The organism is Lentisphaerota bacterium, from assembly GCA_016873675.1.
In the GTDB taxonomy this organism is placed as follows: Bacteria; Verrucomicrobiota; Kiritimatiellia; order RFP12; family JAAYNR01; genus VGWG01.
Genome location: VGWG01000166.1, coordinates 1 through 4,401 on the forward strand (window position 1 = coordinate 1; position 4,401 = coordinate 4,401).

Here is a 4,401-nt window from a genome sequence, read left to right on the forward strand (position 1 = left end):
CGGCCGTGTGCACGGCAGACGTGCAAGGCGGTGCCCTGCCGCTGATGCCGAAAGAACTTCGGGGCGTGTGGGTGGACGGGTTGGATGGCCGCCGCTATGCGCTGGTGGCAAATTTCGGCGCGGACGAACAAACGGTTGAGGTGTGGGGCGAAACGTTTTCGTTGGCCGCTGGCGCGGCGACCGTACGATCCGGTTGTTCGGCGGGAAAGACGGTGGGAGAGAGTGAAGATTGACGCAAGAGACAAAGCGACGTTGAGGCGATTGGCTGGACGATACAGCGAAGTCGCACATATGGATGTTCAGAAGGAGCGCCTGGAACGGTACTGCCGGACGAATGCGATGGAGAGCGTCCGCCCTGTGGTTCTGATTGACGAGGTGCCGTGGGGCGAGATCAGGGACGAAGCCCTGACGAACGCCTGCGCGCCCGACCTCGGATGGATCGAGGCGCCCCTGCGACGCGCCCTGTACCAGTGGGAGCATTTCCAGGTGGACCAGGTGGTTCCTCCCGTATTTCAAGTCAACAAGCGGGTGCGCTGGCTGAGCGGCATCGGCATCGAGATCAAGGAGCAGCAGATCAAGGGCGATACGGGCGCGTACATCGCTTCGCATGCCTACACCGATCAACTCTGTACCGAGGACGACTTGGCAAAACTGCACCCGCCGGAGGTCGTCTATGACCAAGCCGCGACCGAGGCGGCGATTGCGGTTGCGAAAGAGGTGTTTGCCGGCCTCATGGATGTTGAGCTAATAGGGTGTGGCGGGCTGAATTTCAACATCTGGGATGACGTGGCGATGTATCGGGGCGTAGAGAACTTGCTCATGGACCTGTCCGAGCGCCCCGACTTCATGCACAAGCTCGCCCGGCGCTTCATGGAGATCGGACAAGCGCAATTCAAACAACTGGAAGAGCATGGCCTGCTGGACCCGCGCCCGGTCCTCCTGCATTGCACCGCCGCGTGTTCCCGCGAACTCCCGGCTGCGGATTGCAAGGGGCGCTACCGGGCCAAGGATGTCTGGGGACGTTGCGCCGCCCAGATCTTCGGTTCGGTGTCCCCTGCCATGCACGACGAATTCGACCTGGCCTACAATCAGCAGTTGTTCAAGGACTGCGGCCTCCTTTACTACGGCTGCTGCGAGCCGATGGACCGCAAGATCGATATACTCCGCAAGCGGTTCAAGAACCTGCGCAAGATATCCATCACACCCTGGGCCGATCCCCAACGCGCGGCGGAGAACATCGGCTGCGACTATGTCATGGCGGCAAAACCAAATCCGGCTTTCGTCGCGTCGCCCCGGTTCGATCCCGCGCCCGTGGAAGCGGAGATCGCGCGGTATTGCATAGCCTGTCGAGAGCATGGCACCACCCTGGAGTTCATTCTCAAGGACATCAGCACAATCGCCAATAATCCGGAAAACCTGACTCACTGGGCCGCAACGGTAAGCGCCACCATTGACCAGTACTATTCGTGATGCAGCGGCTCGGGGAATGGGGAAAGCCGAACAACAGGGGGGGTATTCGCCGCCCGCTGCGCGGTCGGCGCAACCCACACCCTGAGCGATCTCAGCCGTTGGAAAGGAACTTGGTATGAAACGATTAGCAGCCTTCATGTGTCTGATCGCGGCGTTGGCACTGGCTGATGACAGGCTACAACCACGCGACCTGACGCCCGTGACCTGGTTGGAAGCACCGCAGCATGCGCCCGTCGAAATTGTGCGAGAGGGCAAGCCCGTGGCCGTCGTCTACGTGGCCAATCCCGAAGGGCGAAGCGATTGGCAGCCGAAACGGAAGCATGAGTCGCCTTCGACACTCAAGCGGCTGGTGGATGAGATGTCGGAAGTGGTCCGACTGAGTACCGGCGCGACGCTGGTTTTTGTAACCAATCCCCCGGCGGCGACCGAATGCGCCATTGTGATCGGCGACTGCGAGGAGACGCGACGGGCCGGGATTGACGCTTCGGCGTTACCACCCGAGGGGTTTGTCGTCCTGACGGCGTCCAATCGCGTGTATCTGGTTGGCACCGGAACGAACGGCACCCACGACGCGACCGCCTGGGCCGTCGCGGACTTCCTCGAGCGCTTCGCCGGTGTGCGCTGGTATTGGCCTGTGGAAGTTGGCGGACGCTGCGTCGTGCAGAACACCTCGCTGGCTGTCCCTCCGGTGCATTACCGCGATCAGCCGGTCTTCCGCCTGCGGGAGTATCATCCGCGGGAAGGCTGGAAACTTCCGACTCCGTCACGCTCCTTCGACAGCAAACCGCTGCCATTCCCGCCCCACGCGATTCCCGACGGCGTGCAAGAGGTTCGCATGATGCCCTATCTGGCGCTGGTGCGCGCGGGATGCAGTTGGCCGTATAAGATCCAATGCCACGAGCCGCAAAATCTCGCCAAGCTTCCCCGTGAATTTCTCGAAGCCAATCCGGATATGTTCGCGCTCAGGAAAGATGGCACCCGGAACGTCAACCTGTTCTGCTACAGCTCGCCGAAGGCGCTGGACTACCTCCTGGCGGGTTGTGAGCGGGCTTGGGACAAGAACGGCAACTGTACGTGGGTGACACCCACCTGCGTCACCGTGTCCCCGGGCGATACCATATGGGAGTGCTTCTGTTCCGATTGCATGGACACCCAGATCAGGGCCGGCGGCACGTCCATCGACGGCTTCTCGTTGATTATGGGGCTGTTCGTCAAGCGGATGTGCGAGGCTGTGAAAGACCGCTGGCCCGACAAGAAGGTAATCTACATGCCCTATTGGAACTACCAGGAATGCCCCCCGTCGGTGGATTATCCCGACAATCTGGTGGTGATGGCAGCCATGACCACGTTTCCGATGCCCTTGAATGCCCAACCCGAGAACTTTCAAGATGCGATCGCCCGCCTGCGCGCGTGGCAGTCCAAGGCCTGCGTCCCCGTCACCGTCTGGGATTACTGCGTCGCCTGGACCCACGGTCCATACCAGTATCCGCACGTCGTGCGCGATTTCCAAAAGAGCATTCAGGGCCTGAGCGCCGGAACCTTCGTGAACGGCTGGACCATGAGCGATTGGACCACCACGGCGCCCACGCTCTATGTGTGGATGAAAGCGTTGTGGAATCCCGATCTGGACGTGGACGCTGTGCTCGACGAAATGTGCCGGCGTCTCTACGGCAAGGCGGGCGCCACCGCGCGCGACATGATGAGGCTGGAGTGCGCGCTCTGGGAAGAAGGAGACTGGAGAAAACAACGCGTGATGCTTCCGGGTGAGTGGTACCTGCCGAAATCGTTAGTCCCGCGAGTCTGGCCCCCAGAAATCGTGGAACGGCTGAAGACGCTTCGCGATCAGGCGCTGGTCGAATTGGCCGATGATCCCGTTGCGCGGCAACGATTCCTCTACCGGACCTGGACGTTCGATGCATTTCTGGAGGAAGCAGGGAGGAGCGAACCATGAAACAGAGCATGTCAGCATCGTGTTGTCATCCAGCGTTTGTCGTCAGACACCCTCTCGCCGACAGTCGGATGCGCCTCGTCACGGCAGTCCTGATTGGCGCCGTCGGCCTTGCCGGAGCAACCGAATACCACGTCTCGAAAAGCGGGAGCGATTCGAATTCCGGTTCCTTGTCCCAGCCCTTTCTGACGATTCAGAAGGCGGCCACGGTGATGCAGCCGGGGGATGTGTGTACGGTCCAGGCGGGAACGTATCGCGAGGAGGTGATCCCACCCCGGGGTGGAATCTCGGAGTCGCAACGGATCACCTATCGCGCCGCGGAGGGGGAGACGGTTTATTGGAAGGGCTCAGATCCGTTTACGAATTGGACCATGCACGGCGGGAACACCTACCAGGTGAACATCCCCAACGCCGTCTTTGGCGCGTTCAATCCCTATACGGTCTTTGTGAAGGAAGCCTGGATGGGCTATGGGGCAGGCAGGTTTCACCGGGGACAGGTTTTCTATGAAGGCGAACAATACCGGGAACAGCGCACCTTGGCCGACGTGATGGCGACGCCCGGAACGTGGTACGTGAAGCAGGACAAGGGCAGCACGGTGATCTATGCCAACTTCGGCGGCGCAAATCCGAATGCCGGGCTGGCTGAAGTGACTATGCGGAAATCGGTGTTCCGTCCCATCATCGATGGCGGCGTGAACTACATCACGCTGCGCGGCTTCCACCTGTCGCACGGGGCACCGAACTGGTCGCCGCCCAGCCCGAAAACGTCGGACCAGGAGGGGCTGATTACCACCTATCGCGGCACGCACTGGATTATTGAGAACAATATCATCTCGGACTCGCGGACGGTCGGCATTGTCAGCGGGTCGTTGCAGAACAACAATGGAGGCACCTACGACACGAGGGGACATCACATTGTCCGAGGCAACATCATCCGGAACTGCGGTCAGTCCGGAATTTGCGGACGCACCGGGTGGGACGCG

4 protein-coding genes are annotated in these 4,401 nt (G+C 60.9%); all 4 read left to right on the forward strand.

The genetic code is table 11. From position 1 onward, the window contains the following. Positions 1-44: 44 nt before the first annotated feature. Positions 45-233 (forward strand): hypothetical protein, encoded by a 189-nt coding sequence (locus FJ222_12165; protein ID MBM4165176.1) that lies wholly within the window; start codon positions 45-47, stop codon positions 231-233. Positions 234-291: 58 nt separating this feature from the next. After that, entirely contained in the window at positions 292-1,470 is a 1,179-nt protein-coding gene (locus FJ222_12170) for a tyrosine-protein phosphatase (GenBank protein ID MBM4165177.1), read from the forward strand. Between the two features lie 115 nt (positions 1,471-1,585). After that, on the forward strand, positions 1,586-3,421 hold the full coding sequence (locus FJ222_12175; protein MBM4165178.1) for a DUF4838 domain-containing protein: 1,836 nt from the start codon (positions 1,586-1,588) through the stop codon (positions 3,419-3,421). Then, on the forward strand, positions 3,418-4,401 hold a 984-nt coding region (locus FJ222_12180), incomplete at its 3' end, for a DUF1565 domain-containing protein (protein ID MBM4165179.1). The genes FJ222_12175 and FJ222_12180, both read left to right, overlap by 4 nt.

Coding starts and splice junctions, on each gene's coding strand:
- FJ222_12165 (MBM4165176.1), top strand. CDS start 45: ATGCCGAAAGAACTTCGGGGCGTGTGGGTGGACGGGTTGGATGGCCGC.
- FJ222_12170 (MBM4165177.1), top strand. CDS start 292: ATGGATGTTCAGAAGGAGCGCCTGGAACGGTACTGCCGGACGAATGCG.
- FJ222_12175 (MBM4165178.1), top strand. CDS start 1,586: ATGAAACGATTAGCAGCCTTCATGTGTCTGATCGCGGCGTTGGCACTG.